This window comes from Mesorhizobium sp. W067, assembly GCF_054719525.1.
This window is the reverse complement of record NZ_JBTTII010000001.1, coordinates 3,090,808-3,108,164: the sequence shown is the minus strand read 5'-3', so window position 1 is coordinate 3,108,164 and position 17,357 is coordinate 3,090,808. Positions and strand designations below refer to the sequence as shown.

Genomic DNA, 17,357 nt, shown 5'->3' with positions numbered 1-17,357 from the left:
GTCTATAAATCTTGTCAACTAAAAAGCTCGGAACTTCCGGGAAACAGTAAACCCGCATCGTCAGCCACGGCCGGGATAGCGAAAATGATGTCGACCCTGACGCGCATTGGCAGAACGTTTCGACGCACCGCGATCCAGGCGGTGCCGACCGTTCTGGGCATTGTGATCCTGAACTTCTTTCTGCTGCAGCTTGCGCCCGGCGACGCCGCCGACGTCATGGCCGGCGAGGCCGGCTCGGCCACGGTGGAAACCATGGCTGCGCTGCGCGAGCGCTTCGGGCTCGACAATCCGCTGCTCGTCCAGCTGTTCAACTATCTCTACAACCTGGCGCATTTCAGTCTCGGCTTTTCGCCGCGCTACGGCATGCCGGTCGCCGACCTGATCGGCCAGCGGCTGCCGGGCACACTGTTGCTGATGGCGGTGGCGCTGACCATCGCCATCGCACTTGGTCTCGTCCTCGGATCGTTGATGGCGGTGTTTTCGGGACACCTGCCGGATCGTCTGCTTTCGGTCGTTTCGCTGCTGTTCTATTCGATCCCGGGCTTCTGGATCGGGTTGATGCTGATCGTGCTGTTCTCGGTCAAGCTCGGCTGGCTGCCGAGCGGCGGTTCGGGAACCATAGGCAGCAATCTGACCGGCCTTGCCGGCGTGTGGGACAAGGTGCGCTACATGATCTTGCCGGCGCTGTCGCTGGCGCTGTTCTACGTGGCGATCTATGCGCGGCTGACGCGGGCGGCGATGCTGGAAGTCCAGTCGCAGGACTATGTGCGAACCGCCGCCGCCAAGGGCCTGTCGCCGACCATCATCACCATCCGCCATGTCCTGCGCAACGCGCTGATCCCCATCACCACCATGGCGGGCATGCATGTCGGCGGCATGCTTGGCGGCGCCGTGGTTGTCGAGACCGTCTATTCCTGGCCCGGCCTCGGGCGCCTCGCCTTCGAGGCGGTCATGGGCCGCGATTTCACGGTGCTGCTCGGCATCCTGCTGCTGTCGTCGCTGCTGGTCATCGTCGCCAATGCGACGGTCGATCTGCTGCACGCCTGGCTCGATCCCCGCATCGGAGTGCGCTGAATGGCTTCCACCGATTTCGTCACGGGCGACGCCCGCTCCCGCCGCGCCTATGCCGAGGCTCGCGAGCCTGCGGCACCGGCTGAACCCGAGGCGAAGAGCTGGAGCAATCTTCACGCGCCCGACGCGCGCTCCGCCTCTGCGGCGTCGGTACCGATTGCAGCCGGCGGCCGGGCGCTGAGGATTTTCCTGCGCAATCCCAACGCCATGTTCGGCGTGGTGTTCCTGTCGCTGGTCGTGCTGGCGGCATTGCTGGCGCCCGTCCTCTATCCGGCCGATCCGCTGTCGATGGTGGCGCGGCCCTTCCTGTGGCCAGGCCAGAATCCTGCCTTCCCGTTGGGCACCGATTCCATGGGCCGCGACGTGCTTTCCGGCATTCTGCACGGTGCGCGGATTTCGCTGTTCGTCGGCCTGGTGGCGACAGCACTTGGCCTGAGCTTCGGCATCCTTGTCGGCGCCACCGCCGGCTATTTCGGCGGCTGGATCGATGACGTGCTGGTGCGCCTGATCGAGATCTTTCAGACCATACCGAGCTTTGTGCTTCTGGTCGTCATGGTGGCGATCGCGCAACCGACGGCGCTTGTCGTGACGGTGGCGATCGCCGTCATCACCTGGCCGACGGTGGCGCGGCTGACCCGCGCCGAATTCCGCGCCATTCGCGAAAAGGATTTCGTCATGGCCGCGCGCAGCCTCGGCTATGGCCATGCCCGCATCATCTTTCGGGAGATATTGCCAAACGCGCTGCCGCCTTTGATCGTGACCTCGTCGGTGATGGTGGCAACCGCAATCCTGATGGAATCGGCGCTGTCCTTCATGGGCCTCGGCGATCCCAATGTCGTCAGTTGGGGTTCGATGATAGGAGCGGGCAGGGAGTTGATCCGCACCGCCTGGTATCTGACAGCACTGCCGGGGCTTGCGATCGTCTTCACCGTGCTGGCGCTGAACTTGATCGGCGACGGCCTCAACGACGCGCTCAACCCGCGCTTCTCGCAGGAGCGCTAGAGATGGCCGCTGCTTTGCTCAAGCTCGACAATCTGACGGTTCGCTTCTCGAGCACCGAGCCGGTCAGCCGGCTGAGTTTCGAGGTCGGCGAAGGCGAGACGCTGGCGATCGTCGGCGAATCGGGCTCCGGCAAATCGCTGACAGCACTTGCCCTGATGCAGCTTCTGCCGCGCTCGGCGAAGATCCCCAATGGAAGGATCGAGTTCGCCGGCAGGGATCTGCTCGGTCTCGACCAGAAGGCGATGCGGAACCTGCGCGGGCGCGAGATCGCCATGATCTTCCAGGAGCCGATGACGTCGCTCAACCCGGTGCTGACCATCGGCCGGCAGATCACCGAGGTACTGACGCTGCACGAAGGCATGCGCGGCAAGGCAGCGCGGAACCGTGCCATCGAGCTTCTCAATCTGGTGCGTATTCCCGATCCGCAGCGGCGCATCGACGACTATCCCCACCAGCTTTCCGGTGGCATGCGCCAGCGAGTCATGATTGCCATTGCCGTTGCCTGCCGTCCGCGCCTGCTGATTGCCGACGAACCTACGACGGCGCTGGATGTGACCATCCAGGCGCAGGTGCTCGACCTGCTCGATACGCTGCGCCGCGAACTGTCGATGGCTGTCGTGCTCATCACCCACGATCTCGGCGTCGTCGCGCAGTGGGCCGACAAGGTCGTCGTCATGTATGCAGGACGCAAGGTTGAACAGGCGCTGCCCGGCGCGCTGTTCAGAACCCCGCTCCATCCCTATACGCGCGGCCTGCTGGCCGCTTCGCCAAGGCTGAAGACCAATCTGCACTACCGCGACGCCAGGCTGACGGAGATACCCGGCAGCATCGTCTCGGCCGCTGGCGAGAAAGGCTGCCCGTTCCGGCCGCGCTGCGCGGTGGCGCGCGATAGCTGCGCCCATTTCGTGCCCGACCTCGTCGAGGTGAGCGAGGATCGCCTCGTCGCCTGCCCCTACAGCTTCATTCCGGAGGTTGCGCATGGCGCTGCTCTCGGTCTCTGACCTCTCTACGCATTTCCATGCTCAGGGTGGTGCGTTGCGCGCCGTCGACGGCGTCTCGCTCGAGGTCGGACGCGGCGAAACGGTTGGCCTCGTCGGCGAAAGCGGCTGCGGAAAATCGACCCTCGGCAAGACGATCATGCGGCTGGTCGATCCGACCAGCGGCAAGATCGAGTTCAACGGCACCGACATCACCGTTCTCGACGCCCGCCGGCTGAAGGCGGCGCGCCGCAACATCCAGATGATTTTCCAGGATCCGTTCGCGTCGCTCAACCCGCGCCACACGATTGGCGACATCCTGACCGCGCCGCTGAAAGTCCATAGCATCGGCAACAAGGCCGAGCGGCGCAAGATTGTAGAGGATATCATCGAGCGCGTCGGTCTGCCCAAGGATTCGCTTGGCCGCTACCCGCATGAATTTTCCGGTGGTCAGCGCCAGCGCATCGGCATCGCCCGGGCACTGATCCTCAATCCGGAACTGGTCGTCTGCGACGAGCCGGTGTCGGCACTCGACCTTTCGATCCAGGCCCAGATCCTCAACCTGCTGGTCGACATGAAACGGCAGCTCGGCCTGTCCTACCTGTTCATCTCGCATGATCTGTCGGTGGTCCGCTATTTCGCTGACCGGGTGCTGGTCATGTATCTCGGACGCATCGTCGAAAGCGCCGACAATGCGACGCTGTGGACCTCGCCAAAACATCCCTACACGCGCGCACTGATGGACGCCGTGCCGGACCCGGCGCGCCGGCGTCAGGCAGCGCCGATCCATGGCGATCTGCCGAGCCCGCAGAACATCCCCAGCGGTTGCCGTTTCCACACGCGCTGCCCGCTGGCGACCGATCTCTGCCGTTCGCAGGAGCCTGCATTCCGGGCGATCGCGGCGGGGCATCACGTCGCTTGCCACTACGCCGAACCAACCCTCAACTGAAAGTTCAACGGAGCAAAACAATGTCCGATTACCGCTATCTCGGCCGCAGCGCCCTGAAGGTTTCCCCGCTCAGCCTTGGCACCATGATGTTCGCCGGGCCGACCGAGGAGACGGTCGCGCACCGCATCATCGACAAGGCGCGCGAGCAAGGCGTCAATTTCATTGACACCGCCGACGTCTACCACAATGGCAAGTCCGAGGAAGTTGTTGGCCGCGGCATCAAGGCGACGCGCGATCATTGGGTGGTGGCGACCAAATTCGTCAACTCGCATGACAAGGGTCCCAATCTCGGCGGCCATTCACGCAAATGGGTGATCCAGACCGTCGAGAACAGTCTGCGGCGCCTGGGAACAGACTACATCGACCTGTTCTATTTCCACCGCGCCGTCTTCGATGCGCCGCTGGAGGAGCCGGTGCGGGCCATCGCCGACCTGATCCGCCAGGGCAAGCTGCGCTATTTCGGCGTGTCGAACTTCCGTGGCTGGCGCATCGCCGAAGTCGCGCATCTCGCCGATGAACTCGGCATCGACCGGCCGGTGGCCAGCCAGCCGCTCTACAACATCGTCAACCGCACCGCCGAGGCCGAGCAACTGCCGGCGGCAGCCTATTTTGGTCTTGGTGTCGTCTCCTACAGCCCGCTGGCGCGCGGCGTGCTGACCGGCAAATACGAGCCCAACCAGGCGCCAGCCGCCGACACTAGGGCCGGGCGTGGCGACAAGCGTATCGCCGAGACCGAGTGGCGCCCGGAATCGATCGAGATCGCCAGGCAGATCGCGGCGCACGCAAAGTCGCGCGGTGTCTCGGCCGCCGATTTCGCGCTGGCCTGGGTGCTCAACAACCGGCTGATCACGGCGGCGATCGCCGGTCCGCGCACTGAGGAACAGTGGGACAGCTACGCCAAGGCGCTGGACTTCAGGCTGACCGCCGAGGACGAGGCCTTTGTCGACCGCCTCGTCACCGCCGGCCATGCCTCGACGCATGGGTTCAACGATCCGAGCCATCCGGTCGAAGGCCGTGTGCCGCGTTCCGAGCCGGCCGCACCGATCCCGCTGACGCGGCCTCTGCGCGCCGCCTGACGGTCAGCTGTGGACTGGCGGGGCCGGCGGCCCCCACAGAGTCTCCAATCATTTCGCACAGATGAGAGAGACCACGAATTTCCATGTCGAACGGCTGCGAACATCGTCGTGTTGTCAGGCAACACCCATAGGCCGTCGAAATCACGGAGGCTGGCGCATCATCTTGGTGAGGCACTGCGCGAAAAACTGTCGGTCACAGTGAATTTCCTCGATCTCGTCGATGCCGGCCGCGGTCTGGGTGCTGCGTTCACGCGAAAGGAATTGATGCCGGAGGCGCTGGATGTGGTGGCCGCGGTCGAACAAGCCGACTCGCTGATCGTGACGACGCCGGTCTATAATGGTCCCTATGCTGGCCTGTTCGACCTCATCGATCCGCTGGCACTCGTCGATCGCCCAGTCCTGATCGGCGCGACGGGAGGCGGCCAGCGCCACGCGCTGGTGGTCGAACACCAGCTTCGCCCGCCGTTGGGCTTCTATTCGGCGCTGAGGGTGCCGAGCGCCGTCTATGCGACAGCGATTTTGCCGACGGCAAGCTTTTGGATCCACGGTCCTGGGCTGGCCGCACAGGCCGTGGACCAGTTCGCGACGTTGCTTTCAGCGCGGCAGCCGAAGAGCCAACCCGGTCAGGCTGGCTTCAGGCTGACGGGTATCGGGCTCGGCCAGGTGCCGGCTGCCTCGGCAAACGGAACTAAGGGGTTCGGGAAGGTCGTGAACATCTTTTAGTGTAGTAGGGCGATGGCTGCCTGGAAGTTTCGCTATTCGTGTTCCATCTGAAGGCGAAACACCGAGCGTTCGGTGCTTTGGCCGTCCGCGGAACCATACGGAACGATGCGGGAAGATTTCTGATTCTTGCCCGCGAAAAACCCAACAAAATCGACGATTTTCGTTCGCCCTCCGGGCCTACCAGTCGCCTTGATGCACAAGGCTTTGCGTCGAGGGTAGACAACCTGGTTAGACAGTCGGTTTAGACAAACCCCTTCAGAAGCTTCGCCATGCGTCGAAGTGACAGAAACCTGGGGCGAATGGTTCGTCCGCGTGGTTGAGAAAGATCAGGAAATTGCCCGGTCATTCAATCAGGAATCGTTCGCGTTATCCTTTGCAGAAGGCCAGCGGATACGCCTAGGGCTAGCGAAGGTCGTGCGCCTGTAGGGCGCTGTGGGGCGGCATTGTAGGCATCCAAGCATGAGCGGAACCTAATTTGCAGCCGCAAATTAATGTCCAATGAATGAACTCCCAAACCGGAAAAAACTCGTGCCTGACCCTCAACCTCGGCGCGGCTCCAACAAAGGTGTGTTGCTAGCGGCTGCAGCGCTGCTGTTTGCCTTTCTCGCTCTTATTCTGTTTGGGTTTTTTCAGTAAGTGCGCGCGGCGCCGGCTTCCCAGAGAGGGCAGAGCACCTGCCGACGTGATCTTCGATCGCTCGCGTCCTTGCGGCGGGGCGACTATCCAAGCCGGCTCGGTTCGTCGCTCCTGACGGGTTCGGCGGTCCCACCACAGCAGGATGATCATTCGGCAATTTTTGGCAGCGCCGGTATTCAACTCACGCCCAAAGCGATTGAACTGAAGCTGGCCGTCGATGTCGTGACTGACGCAGCATGAGCCGAACAGGCGAGGCAAGCGCAAGCCTTGGGGCCCAACCTCAGACAGACGAAGCACGCTCGTGCAGTCTGGAGACAGCGCAACGAGTTATTCATTCGGGCGCCTTCGCATCACCAGCGGAACGAAAGAGTTAACTGGCGGTTTACTAGGGAAGGATTGCAGGACGAAAAACATTGAGGATTTCTGCCATGACAATGTTGTTCGAACCACTCGACTCTGAAGGTTACAAGCGCAGCGTGGTCTACCATGCGGCACGCTTGTCCATGCTCCACAATCGAATGCTGAAGCGTTTCGACAAGGTCGATAAAGCGGCTGAAAAGGTTGAAGCCGAGGTGGAGCTGTTTGATGAAGCTGTTCGCACTCTCTACGAATGAGCGGCATGTTGACCGCCGACGTTCCTGCTAGCGCGTATACGGGCGCGGGGTTCACCGTTGCGTCACCAGGCGATGTCGCGCCGCGTATTTGGGCTTGATAAGCACGATCTAATGTATACGATTCACCCAGCCGGCCTGGCTCCCCCGCCATCGGGCCGGTCAGGCCCGACGGTTCAACGCACCACCCCAAACGACTGTCGGGCCGCCAGGACGCTCACTGCGCAGCCGGGTTCATGCTTTGCCTTTTTTTCTCGAAAAGCGCGAGCTTGGTCATATAACCAATTCTGATTTTTGCATGGCATTGGGTGCAGTTGAAGTTGGATATCACCTTCAACCACGATCCCTTTTTTATGATGACATGAGAACAGTTTGGACATTCCAGTTCCAGGTACTCGTCCCCCATATCGTTTGAAATCGGCACTACGACACTCCCCAACAGTTGCCCGTGAAACTTGCGCTTCGAGATCGGCCGGCACCTCCGTGCTCAAACCCCGAACGTGGGTCCTTGGCAGATGTTCCGCAATCCGACCTCTGGCGACCGGGATCGGACCTAAGTCCAAATCGCCGCCAACAGGCCGAGAAGTGGAACCCCGGCGGATGCTTTTTGAACGCTGAATTTCCGTCCTCGCCGGTCGTAGTCCGCCGTCCTCATGGCCAAAGCGCCAATGTTGCCCTTTGTGAGACTGACCTCGTCCGGCCTACCAGGTCGCCAGGGCGCAACTCCGGTAATAATGCGGCGGAGCGAATGTCAGCGCGAAGCTGTGCGCAGGGACGCCAACTCGCTGACAGCAGCAAGGATGACAGCATCGGTTGCCGGCTTCGGCAGGAATCTGCAGTCGCGGAAAGCCGCGGGAACGTCGGCGGGGCCAAATCCCGACAAGAAGGCAAAGGGGATGCCTCGCGCCTGCAATATCCTCGCCACCGGCAGACCCGTTTCACCGTTCAGCTGGATGTCTAGCAACGCCACGTCAATCTTGTCCGATTCGACAAGACGCAGAGCGGCGGATACCGACGGCACAGGTCCGACCACCTGATAACCGGCGCGACGCAGCCGCGCGGCAGTGTCCTGCGCGACTAGCCATTGATCCTCAACAATCAGAACACTCACGCTTTCGCTCACGGCCCCTCTCTGCGATTGACCGGAAATGAGATGTCGATCCGAGACCTTCGGACAGTTGTTTCGACATGTCCGCAAACCTATAGGTAACCTCTCCATGCAGCAAGGTGAGGCTGATGCTGGAGCGGAGGCGCTTCCACCGACCACTTGCTGAATTACCGGAGCCGAAGATTAGCGCGTCAATGGAGCTGCGGTCCGCGCCTCCGCTCCATCAGAGTTGGATAGGCGTTTACCCCTCTCCACCATCCACAAAATCTAAAAGCCGCCGTACCGCGCCATTGGCTCTTCAAAGCATGAGCAGCACCTCTCTCTCCATCTTTGGCGACCTGAGATTGCAATCGGTCAATGAGCGTCAGAAGTGCGATGCACCGAGTTTGTGCCTGCAGTTTTTCGAAGGAAAGGCTTGAGAATTCATGATTTCGGAGCAGGTTTGGCTGGCGCATGAGCGCCGCAGATCTATACTGGGGAGATCAAGCGATGGGGTCGGCCATGAGCAAAGAGTTCAGTGTAGCTGATGCCTATGGCGCCGGCCGCGCCATGTTCATGGGACTTGAACTGCTGGTTTCGCCCGGTGCGCTCGTCCCCAGACCTGAGACCGAGTTGCTCGGCAAGACCGCGCTTGGTGTGTTGCATCAGATGAACCTGCCGGCTCCGCGCATAGTTGATATGTGCTGCGGCACTGGGAATCTGGCGTGCGCGATCGCCTACCATGTGCCCAGCGCCCTTGTCTGGGCAAGCGATCTCACCGATGAATGCGTCGAAACGGCACGCCGCAACACCTCACATCACGGCATGGCTGAGCGTCTTTCGGTGCTTCAGGGCGACTTGTTCGACTCTCTCATCGGCCTTGGGTTAGACGGAACTATCGACGTAATCGTCTGCAATCCGCCTTACATTTCTGAAAAGCGGCTCGAGGGCGACCGCGCCCATCTGATCGAGCTTGAGCCGCGCGAGGCGTTTGCAGCCGGCCCTTACGGCCTGAGCATTCATATGCGCGTACTGAAAGACGCACCGCGATACCTGCGGCGTGGCGGCATCCTGCTCTTCGAGGTCGGGCTTGGCCAAGACCGACAGGTAGCGGGTCTGCTGGAACGCAGCAAGGCATTCGAGAACATCCGTTCGGTCTCGAACGAAGCGGGCGAGGGCCGGGTGGTTCTGGGGCAAGTCAAGACGCAGGCATGAATCCTGCGACAATCAGACCAAATACGGGGCTGCTCTGGGCGTTACGCTTACCCATCAGTTCATTTTGCGGATGATGTATTGCTCGATCCCCTGGATGGAATCGAGGTTTTCAGGCAGAAGTTCGCTATCCTCGACGGTAATGCCAAAGGTCTCCTCGATGAAGCCGATAATCTCAAGCACACCCGTCGAGTCGACAATGCCTTGATCGAGCAAGGATGCGTCATCCAGCAATGCCTTGACGTCGCTGACGTAGAAATTCGAAACCAAGAAACTACGAATCTGCTCGCTGTAGATTCCGGTGCGTTCCTTGATGGTCAACATGAATTCGTCCTCCGTGGCGTCACCATTAAATCAGCGACTTGGTTCTGGCCCCGTATCATGACAGCGCCGTTTTCTTGAGTTTTCCCGTGTCCGTCATCGGCAGGTTCGCCACAACGACGATGGATTTCGGGACCATGAAGTTTTCCAGACGCTTCTGGCACTCCTTCTGCAGTTCCCTTTCGCCAATGGCTCTTCCATGCTCCATCACCACAAAAGCTTTCACCGCTTGCCCGAGGAGCTCGTCGGGAACACCTATGACAGCCGCTTCTCGGACTCCTGGAATGTCCATCAGTACATTTTCCACTTCCCTTGGCGCCACCTTCTCGCCTCGCGACTTTATGATCTCATCCCCACGGCCAACGAAGTAGAGGTAACCCTCCGTATCCATCCGGCAGTAGTCGCCGGTGTATAGGACCTGCTCGCCGGGCAGCGGGCCGGGTTTGAGTTTCCTGGCCGTTGCCTCGGGCTTGCCCCAATACCCGTTCATCACCGTTGCGCCGCGAATGACGAGTTGGCCGACAACGCCTGGGCCTATCCGCCTGTCATGCTCGTCAACGATCCACATCTCCGTATTCGGGATTGCGATCCCTACGCTCAATGGCTTTCGCTCGAGGTCCTCTGGCGGCAAATAGGTGCAACGTTTGCATTCGGTGAGACCGTACATCGAATAGATGCGTGCACTCGAAAACAGCTCGCGAAGCATGAAAATATGCTTGAGGGGTAGGGCTGCCGCAGTGTTTGTGACGTAGCGGATGCTCGAGAAATCCTGGTCTTTGAGGGACCTGAGTTCGGAGAGTGCGGCAAAGATTGTGGGCACGCCGGGAAAGCCCGTAACTCCCTCCTGCCTGATCAACCCGAGGATCTGTGCCGGGAAAGCGAACGAGCGTTCGAGCACCAGCCGGGCGCCGGTACGAAAAGCCATGATCATCTGGTACAGTCCATAATCGAAGGCGAGGGGTAGGACATTGAGGATCACCTCGTCCTCGGCAATCGCCAGGTAGGAAGCGACAGACGCGCACGCGGCCATCATGTTTCTGTGCGTCAGCATCACGCCCTTGGGTTCGCCCGTCGACCCGGACGTGTAGATGATGGCTGCCAGATCAACATCGATGCACTGCCGTGCCGGCGGCGTATCCGCGCCATTGGCGAGGGCGGCGTCCCAGCGCACGGCAAACGGCAGCTGGGCGAGTTCGACGTCGTCGATCGGTCCCGATACGATCACCCGCAGAAGTGACGGGCAGCCGCGCGCCGGCTCGCGGAAGATCGCTTGCAGATGGCCGTCCGTGATGAGCGCCGTCGGCCGGCAGTCGTTGAGCAGATAGTCGAGCTTGTCGCTCTTGGTGAGCGGGTTGACGATGCACACCACCGCATTCGCCTTTAGCACCGCCCAGAAGCTAACCACCGTCTCGACGGTGTTGTCGGCGAAGATCATCACGCGATCACCGCGAACGACTCCGGATGCGGACAGGTCCCAGGCGATCGCGTTGGCTCGCGTTTCGAGTTCGAGGTAGGTGACACGCTGCCTGTTGCACACCAGCGCCACCTTACTTCCGTGTCGGACGGCGGAATGGGCGAGGTAGTCATGCAGCAATGGTACGGCATCATGCAACATACAGGCGCTCTTCCCGATGTTCGCAGTCGACGTCGACGCTGAGCGTGCATTCGAGCGTTGCACTGGGACAACCCGCGACGAACTGCTGATGAAGAAGTTGGGTCGACAACACGCCGACCAGCGCCATGTTGTCGGCATTGGACAGGTCGCCATCGCCAGTTCTGGCCTGGCATTTGGCAAGCAGGTGCGTGACCCCCTTTGGATCGAAGACATTCGCCTCGCGCAGGGCCTTCTGCGAAACCGCCTCGCGAGCGTAATCCGGAGCGTCTGCGCCGACGAAGCAAAGCGCGTTGGGCGCGCGGAAGGGCTGCTTCTTGCGGGCTACGATCTCGGAGGGCAGGATGGGTGCCGCCATGCGCTTCAGCACGTGCTTTTCGTCGAGGCCGCGGAGTTTGAAGGAGGGCGGCAGCGAATTCGCGAGCCTCACAAGTTCATCGTCCAGGAACGGGAAGCGCCCCTCGACGGAGTGAGCCATCAGCATCCTGTCGCCTTGCGAGGAGAGCAGATAGCCCGACATCAGTGTTTGCACCTCGAGATACTGGTCCTGCGCAAGGGGACTCCAACGGGCAAACTGCGCGGGCAGACGGGCGAGCAACTCGGACACGGCGTCGCGGCCCTGCGTTCGAGCCCGCATATCGGCCGTAAACAAGCGCTTGATGGCCCTGGTGGTTTGCCAGCGGGTTTCATGAGCAAAGCCCGGCGCGTCGTAAGCCTGAATATTTCGCCCGAAGAACTGACGCGCCATCGCCTGCTGTTGCACCGGCGAGCGGGTGAGATAGGGGTAAAGGCGTTCCAGGAGCCGAGAGCGTCGTGTCGAAGTCGGGTGGCGCCCCCAGAAGCGGCGGACCTTGCCTTCGCGGAACAGGTCGTAGCCGGCGAACATTTCGTCAGCGCCTTCGCCGGTCAGCACGACCTTGATTCCACGCTCGCGCACCAGGCGCGAGAGCAGGAAGAGTGGCGCCGGGGCAGTCCTCAGTATCGGGCGTTCGGTGTGTCGGATTACCTCCGGAAAGATTCCGGCTATATCTCTGCGCGAAACGACCACTTCATGGTGCTCACTGCCGGTCGCCTCGGCAACCATTCGCTGGAAGCGGGTCTCGTCATATTCGGCGTCGGCAAAACGCAAGGAGAAGGTTTGGAAGCGATCGCCCGCGAAGCGCCTCGCGAGCGCGGCCACAAGCGAACTGTCCAGCCCTCCGGAGAGGTAGCACCCGACAGGCACGTCGGCGCGCACCATTCTGAGCGCCGTCGCGGCCTCAAGAGCGCTAGACACGCGGTCCACCGCGTCGTTGGAGGACCCGGGGAACTCGCCCTGCCGCGATCCGAAATTGTCGGGATAGGAAGGCTGCCAAAAAATCCGCTCACGAACGGTGCCATCCTGATAGATGCGGACACGACCCGGCTCGAGTTCGTTGATTCCGTGGAAAACTCCTTGCGGCGGAACGACCGTCCAGAGCGTGAACGTCTGATCGATGCCGGCTGGATCAAGGGCGCGAGGTATGGTTCGATCGGCCGCGAAAATGGCTTTCACTTCGCTGGCGAAATAAAGCCGGTGCGCATGCTCGCTGAAATACAGCGGGCAAATGCCGAAGCGGTCGCGCGACAATATAAGACGATTGGCCACTGAATCCCAGATCGCAATTGCCCATTGGCCGTTCATCCGCTCGAAGGCCGTTGCTCCCCACTCACGATAGGCGTGTAGCGCGACCTCCGTGTCGCTGCGGGTTCGGAAGCGGTGGCCGAGCGCCGTGAGTTTTTCACGCAATTCGACGTAGTTGAATATCTCGCCGTTGAACACGATCCACGTCGTATCGCCTGTGTCCGCCATCGGTTGCTGGCCACTGGAAAGATCGACGATGGACAGGCGCACATGCGCCAGCCCCGCGCGTCTGTCCCGGTAGAGACCGCGCCCGTCGGGGCCGCGATGCGCCAGCGCGCCCATCATCTGCATCAGCGCCTGCCGCGAAGGAGAAGCCGCTGTGGCATTCAGCGCCACGATTCCAGCGATGCCGCACATGCTCGGTCAATCTCCGCCTTCCGCGGACAGCAAAGGCCGCGCGTGAAGATAGTGGGCCGCCCTTCGTTTCGCTTCGATGTCCTTGAACACTTTCTGAAGCTGGGGCTCGGTGAGGCCAGCAACCGCCGCGAGCTCATTGCTGGCGACCCCGTGGTTCAGGCCGTAGAGGCATAGATCCATCAGGTGATAGGGCAGCGCGAAATAGAATTCTTCCTGGCTTTGGGTCATGGAAAAGGTGTCGGTGGTCGGTGGCCGCTGCCGGATTTCATCATCCACCTCGAGATATTCCGCGAGTTGATAAACCTGGGTTTTGTAAAGGTGAACGATCGGCATCACGTCGGCGGCTCCGTCGCCCTGCTTGACGAAAAAGCCCTGGTCGTACTCGAGGCGATTTGGAGTGCCGACAACCGCGTATTTGAGGCGGTCGGCGTGATAGTATTCCGTCATCTTGCGCAGGCGCTGCTTGTAGTTTGTCGCAGCAACGATCTGCAGATAGGCAGCTGGCGGCAGACGCACGGTATCTACTTTACCCTGCGGATCCTGGACCGTGAGGCGGGTTATATTGAGCCCGCTGCTCTCCAGAACCGACGCGATCACCAGCTTGCATTTCCACCCTTCCCCATAGTCGGGAACGACGGTCTGGATCGCATCGATCTGCCGGCGGTAGGCCCCAATGGCCTCCAGTGCCGGTGCTATGTCCTCAAGGACGCTTTCAATGCCAAGCTGTGCCGCGACGCGGCGGCCAAGTCTCAGGGAGTCGCCGGAAGAATCCCGCTCCGGCATGAACAGTCCCAGGACCTTGTCTTTCCCGAACGCGCGCATGCACAAGGTCGCGACGACGGAGCTGTCGATACCGCCGGAAAGACCGACAACCACGCCGCGACGATGCAGGGTGCCGAGAACCTGAGTGCGCAAGGTGTCAACGATGCGATCGACCTCCGCGCGGGCATCGAGCGTCAGCATGTCCTTGCTGAATTCCGGAATTATGTCGATGACAAGTCCTCCCTTTTGCGAGATTCGGCGGGGGAATAGGTCTGCACGATGGCCGTCTCGATAAGCGGACGGTTGGTGGCAAGGTTTGGTTCGACGACAAGGTCGATGTGGCTGCCCGTGATCGAAATGACGTCCAGGTGTGCCAAGACGCTGTCCCAGCCCAAGGCCCGCGGCATTCCCTCCCTGCGACATCGGAACAAGGTACCGGAGAGGGGCAGAGCCGGTTTCGGTGCCTCAAGCCATTGGAAGAATGACTTCGCCCTTAAAACCTCCTGCAGTTCCAGTTTGGTCCTGAAGATCGTCGGGTTGAACTCTCCATTGGCAAATCTGTCCAGAATCCTGGCCAGACGCGCTTCGCCGCCCACGGCGACGGTGATCTTCGCAAGGGCTCTGCAAGCCATCCGATGCGCGGATATGCGGTTGGTGCGAATACGATAGAACGTACGGGTAAGTGTCTCCCAACGGTTGCTCGGCTCGTCCAGAAGGCTCGTGTCGAGGATGCCCAGGAACCGCACCGTTCGCCCGGCCTTCATGAGCCGTGCGGCAACCTCGAATGCAACCGCGCCACCCAGAGAATGGCCGAGAAGTCGCACGGGGCCCGCAGGTTGGATGCGGCTTATCTGCTCGAGTGCGGCGCCAGCCATGGCGCTGAGGGTGTTGTGTCCGTCCAGTATCGCCGCAAGGCTCGGATATCGGATGGGGTTTACACGGGCGACTTTCCCCATGGCGGCTGCGAACGCAGCCAGGCTCGGACCATAGCCAACGGACCCTGGAAACAGGAAAAGAATCGGGGGGTGGTGCTTCTTTTCGCGCCCTTCGCCTAACCGTGCAGAGACGACCGCCTCAACCATCTCGTCCAAGCTCATGCCGACGGTGAATGCCTCGAGGCCCAGCTCTTGCCCGATGGCGTTTTCGATTGCCATGACGCAGTGCAGCAGCTGCAGCGAATCTCCTCCAGCATCATCCCAGTTTCCCGTGGCAGTGCCTGTGTTGAGAACCTGCGTCCACGCGTGCTGCACTATTTGACGCGTGTCCTTTGCTCCTCCGGCGGGCGGAGCATCGAGAGTGGACGACCGGGCGGCTCGCGCCCTCCTTCCGTGCGAACGATCTATCTCGGCCAGTGTTGCCAAATCGACCTTACCTCCCGACAGGCGTGGGATTGCGTCAACGGGGTGCAATCGCAAGGGACGCAATGGTGCCGGCAAGGTCATTCTGAGGAGCTGGCGAAGGTCGTCTGCAAAAGCGCCGCCTGCGAAGCGCTGGGGAACCGCGAAGGCGATGAGTTCCTGCGCGGCCGTTACCATCACCACGGCATCCGCCACCGAAGGCGCGCAACGCAAGACCCGTTCGAGTTCGGCGGGCTCGATGCGTCGACCATTGATCTTGATCTGGCGCCCTTTGCGGCCGACGATCCTCAAGATGCCATCATCGTCGAGCCGAACGAGGTCCCCGGTCGAAAAAAGCCGAGCCTCGGGATCGTCGGGGTCCGGCTGCGCGGGAACGACCACACCGTTCTCCCAATGACCAAGCAGGACATAGCGGCTTTTGATCAGAAGCTCTCCACTTTCGCCTGGCCCTACATTGCGCTCCGCTTCGTCGACGATAGCGAATGTCATACCAGGGAGCAGCCTGCCGACGGGAACCGACGCGTCTTGCTCGGGCCAGTCAGGCGGCAAGAACCATTGCGAACCGATGGTTTCAGTCGATGAGTAGCCGATCTGGATCAGACACTGGTCCGAAACGGCTTTGCGCAGCAAAGCGATGTCCATCCATGACACTTTCTCCCCACCGATCCGGGCCACTCTGAGCGGCCAGGAAGCGTCGGCGGGCGCCTCAGCCAGGAGGGCTCGAAGCAGTGCCGGCACAAGATAGGCGATCGTCACACCTTCGGACTGCAATCGAGCGCGCGTAGCGCGCAGGCCGACAGCCTCCACCTCGAGAAGATGCAACGTGGCGCCCGTCAGCAGCGCCGCAAAGATCTCCCGGCAACCGGCGATCGTGGCTGGCCCGGTCAGCGGCAGGAAAACGTCATCCGCGCTGATATGGCACGCATCGACATATTGCCGGACCCGCCATAGCAGGCTGCGTTGGCTGTTGACGATTCCCTTGGGGCGCCCGGTGCTGCCCGAAGTGTAAAGCACCAATGCGGGCGCATCGACCGAAACCATAGGGGGCTTATGCTGCTGTTCTGGGTGTTGATCGTTGGACGCCACGGCGGCCGCAATTTCGATCCAGACGATCTCTTGGGCCAATTCGACCGGGCGAACATTTTCGGCGCCTATAATCGCGCCGAGCCCCGCGGCACTGACTATATCGAAAATGCGAGAGGCGGGATCTCTTGTGTTGAGCGGGACCGAAGGCCGTCCCGCCGCCATGGTCGCCAACATCGCCACAGGATACCAAGCGGAGTTTGCTTGCAGGATGCCGATGGCCTGCCCTTCGGGGACGACGGCAGCGATATGAGTTGCCAGCGTCTCGACCGCCCGGAAAAGCTCAGAAAAAGTCAGGCGGTTCGCGCCGTCGCTGATTGCGAGCTTGTCAGGATACCGCCTGGCGACATCTCCAAGGTGGTCGAAGATTGGAGTGTCCGCAAATTTGGCACCCATCTGTCGGTAACGGCGCCAGACTGGCCCCCCTTGGTCAAGATCATATTCGGGAACGACTGACCACTTTCGGGTGGGTCGCAGATCCACCTGTAGGTTTTGATTTGCCACTTCCGAATGCAAACACACTGAGGACATTCAGGGCCCCGCCAAGCTGACGGTCGAACATCGCTCGCCGCGGAGATCTTTTCATCAATCATTCGGATGATGCCTCGATCTTGCCTAGCCAGCGCTTCCCGAGCGTCCTTCAGAAGTTTTGCCATCTGTGTCCAGCACCGGTCGTTTTTCCTTGCAAGCTCCGTCGAGCGCAAGACGGCTTGCCCAGGCGAACGGAGCGATCGGCATCTCCGCTAGAATCCGGGCTCGGTGCCCAGATTCACTGACTGGAACAATCATTCAAATGAACGTTGGTGTGATCTGAAATCCGGCTAAGCTTGATCCGTAGGGGAATGACTGCTCGTTCG

The 17,357-nt window shown here is 61.1% G+C and carries 15 protein-coding genes; 8 read left to right on the top strand and 7 right to left on the bottom strand.

All coding sequences use genetic code 11. The features are described 5' to 3' along the window. Positions 1-87: 87 nt before the first annotated feature. The 7 genes from ACYG97_RS15135 (at position 88) to ACYG97_RS15105 (ending at position 7,048) form a co-directional block, all read left to right on the top strand. Complete coding sequence (locus ACYG97_RS15135; protein WP_023733268.1) at positions 88-1,074, top strand: ABC transporter permease; 987 nt, start codon at positions 88-90, stop codon at positions 1,072-1,074. Next, positions 1,075-2,073: an ABC transporter permease gene (locus ACYG97_RS15130; RefSeq protein ID WP_023733267.1), complete on the top strand. Its 999-nt coding sequence runs from the start codon at positions 1,075-1,077 to the stop codon at positions 2,071-2,073. Positions 2,074-2,075: 2 nt separating this feature from the next. Further along, entirely contained in the window at positions 2,076-3,074 is a 999-nt protein-coding gene (locus ACYG97_RS15125; protein WP_023733266.1) for an ABC transporter ATP-binding protein, read from the top strand. Continuing rightward, positions 3,052-3,999: an ABC transporter ATP-binding protein gene (locus tag ACYG97_RS15120; protein WP_023701121.1), complete on the top strand. Its 948-nt coding sequence runs from the start codon at positions 3,052-3,054 to the stop codon at positions 3,997-3,999. Before ACYG97_RS15125 ends, ACYG97_RS15120 begins: the two co-directional genes overlap by 23 nt. A 20-nt stretch (positions 4,000-4,019) precedes the next feature. Further along, on the top strand, positions 4,020-5,075 hold the full coding sequence (locus ACYG97_RS15115; RefSeq protein WP_023733265.1) for an aldo/keto reductase: 1,056 nt from the start codon (positions 4,020-4,022) through the stop codon (positions 5,073-5,075). 9 nt (positions 5,076-5,084) lie between these two features. Then, positions 5,085-5,798 carry an NAD(P)H-dependent oxidoreductase gene (locus ACYG97_RS15110; protein ID WP_348626124.1) on the top strand — a complete coding sequence of 238 codons (714 nt, stop codon included), beginning with the start codon at positions 5,085-5,087 and terminating at the stop codon, positions 5,796-5,798. A gap of 1,064 nt (positions 5,799-6,862) precedes the next feature. Continuing rightward, a complete protein-coding gene (locus ACYG97_RS15105) occupies positions 6,863-7,048 on the top strand; it encodes a hypothetical protein (RefSeq protein WP_023681021.1) in 186 nt (61 codons plus the stop codon). Positions 7,049-7,221: 173 nt separating this feature from the next. Here ACYG97_RS15105 and ACYG97_RS15100 read toward each other — a convergent pair whose 3' ends face one another. Both ACYG97_RS15100 and ACYG97_RS15095 read right to left on the bottom strand, forming a co-directional pair. Further along, complete coding sequence (locus tag ACYG97_RS15100) at positions 7,222-7,425, bottom strand: hypothetical protein (protein ID WP_155921622.1); 204 nt, start codon at positions 7,423-7,425, stop codon at positions 7,222-7,224. A 371-nt stretch (positions 7,426-7,796) separates the two neighbouring features. Continuing rightward, on the bottom strand, positions 7,797-8,168 hold the full coding sequence (locus tag ACYG97_RS15095; protein ID WP_023670881.1) for a response regulator: 372 nt from the start codon (positions 8,166-8,168) through the stop codon (positions 7,797-7,799). Between the two features lie 486 nt (positions 8,169-8,654). Here ACYG97_RS15095 and ACYG97_RS15090 point away from each other — a divergent pair, with 486 nt between their 5' ends. Beyond that, positions 8,655-9,347: a N5-glutamine methyltransferase family protein gene (locus tag ACYG97_RS15090; RefSeq protein WP_023689767.1), complete on the top strand. Its 693-nt coding sequence runs from the start codon at positions 8,655-8,657 to the stop codon at positions 9,345-9,347. Between the two features lie 54 nt (positions 9,348-9,401). Here the strand turns inward: ACYG97_RS15090 and ACYG97_RS15085 are convergent, their stop codons facing one another. Genes ACYG97_RS15085 through ACYG97_RS15065 form a run of 5 tightly spaced genes read right to left on the bottom strand, consistent with a single transcriptional unit; the run spans position 9,402 to position 17,031 of the window. Then, entirely contained in the window at positions 9,402-9,668 is a 267-nt protein-coding gene (locus ACYG97_RS15085) for an acyl carrier protein (protein ID WP_023670883.1), read from the bottom strand. A 55-nt stretch (positions 9,669-9,723) separates the two neighbouring features. Next, positions 9,724-11,280, bottom strand: coding sequence for a class I adenylate-forming enzyme family protein (locus ACYG97_RS15080; RefSeq protein ID WP_023753026.1), 1,557 nt, complete (start codon positions 11,278-11,280; stop codon positions 9,724-9,726). Next, positions 11,270-13,297, bottom strand: coding sequence for an asparagine synthase (glutamine-hydrolyzing) (gene asnB, locus ACYG97_RS15075; protein ID WP_023733262.1), 2,028 nt, complete (start codon positions 13,295-13,297; stop codon positions 11,270-11,272). Before asnB ends, ACYG97_RS15080 begins: the two co-directional genes overlap by 11 nt. 6 nt (positions 13,298-13,303) lie before the next feature. Then, complete coding sequence (gene nadE, locus ACYG97_RS15070) at positions 13,304-14,284, bottom strand: NAD(+) synthase (RefSeq protein ID WP_280790677.1); 981 nt, start codon at positions 14,282-14,284, stop codon at positions 13,304-13,306. Beyond that, positions 14,281-17,031 carry a non-ribosomal peptide synthetase gene (locus ACYG97_RS15065; protein ID WP_023733261.1) on the bottom strand — a complete coding sequence of 917 codons (2,751 nt, stop codon included), beginning with the start codon at positions 17,029-17,031 and terminating at the stop codon, positions 14,281-14,283. Before ACYG97_RS15065 ends, nadE begins: the two co-directional genes overlap by 4 nt. Positions 17,032-17,357: the final 326 nt, after the last annotated feature.